The sequence below is a fragment of the Actinomadura sp. NPDC000600 genome, from assembly GCF_040492135.1.
In the GTDB taxonomy this organism is placed as follows: Bacteria; Actinomycetota; Actinomycetes; order Streptosporangiales; family Streptosporangiaceae; genus Spirillospora.
Genome location: NZ_JBEUPD010000154.1, coordinates 1 through 1,031, shown reverse-complemented (window position 1 = coordinate 1,031; position 1,031 = coordinate 1). Strand labels below are relative to the sequence as shown.

General features: G+C 66.6%; 3 protein-coding genes. All 3 read left to right on the top strand.

Going from position 1 to position 1,031, the window contains the following annotated elements:
• Positions 1–266: Scr1 family TA system antitoxin-like transcriptional regulator (locus ABWI07_RS44445; protein WP_353822248.1), on the top strand; the 266-nt coding region annotated here is incomplete at its 5' end.
• Complete coding sequence (locus ABWI07_RS44440) at positions 267–518, top strand: DUF397 domain-containing protein (protein WP_010983616.1); 252 nt, start codon at positions 267–269, stop codon at positions 516–518. It abuts the gene before it with no gap.
• 103 nt (positions 519–621) lie between these two features.
• On the top strand, positions 622–1,031 hold a 410-nt coding region (locus tag ABWI07_RS44435; protein WP_353822247.1), incomplete at its 3' end, for an SAM-dependent methyltransferase.

The following is a 1,031-nucleotide window of genomic DNA, read 5'->3' as shown; positions in this document are numbered from 1 at the left end:
ACGCGCTGCCGCATGTGACCTTGCAGATCATGCCGTTCCGAAGCGGTCCGCATCCCGCGATGCGGGCCGGAGCGTTCCACGTCTTCCGGTTCAGGGCACGTGAGTTGCCGGACATCGTCTATCTGAGCGGCCTGGTGGGCGCTGTCTATCTGGACAAGAGCGACGATGTCGTGGTGTATCGCGAGGCCCTGGACCGGCTGGGCGCCCAGTCGGCGCCCGCCAGGAAGACCGAGGCTCTCCTCGGCGCGATACGCAAGGAGCTGTGAGTGCACCACCACATACGCGACGGCCACATACGCAACGGCATGCCGGCCCGGGATCTCGGCGCGCGCGGCTGGTCCAAACCGTGGAGCGACGACGCGGGAGGCGCCTGCCTGGAGGCGAAGAAGCTCGCCGACGGCCGGGTGGCGCTGCGTCAGTCCACCGACCCGGACAGCCCGGCCCTGGTCCTCACCCCCGCCGAGGTGGCTGGCTTCCTCGCGGGTGTGAAGAAGGGCGAAGCCGACTTCCTCCTTTGATTTCTCTTAACTTCTCTGGTGACTTCTCTGGTTCTCCTGCCTGGTCCCCTGTTTTTCCATGAACGTTCTTACGGAACCTACGACTTGAATGGGAGGGGCGGCGTTGCCCGACAACGGATGGCCGGCCGACCGTATCGACACCGAGAGTGCGCACTCCGCGCGCATCTACGACTACATCATCGGCGGAAAAGACTACTACCCGGCCGACAAGGAGGCGGGTGACGCCATGTCCCGGGAGTGGCCCGCACTCCCGGTCCACATGCGGGCCAACCGCGACTGGATGAACCGCGCGGTGGCCCATCTGGCGAAGGAGGCCGGGATACGCCAGTTCCTGGACATCGGAACCGGCATCCCCACCTCGCCCAACCTCCACGAGATCGCCCAGTCGGTGGCCCCCGAGTCCCGGGTCGTGTACGTGGACAACGACCCGATCGTCCTCACCCTCTCCCAGGGCCTGCTGGCCAGCACCCCCGAGGGCAGGACCGCGTACGTCGAGGCGGACATGCTCGACCC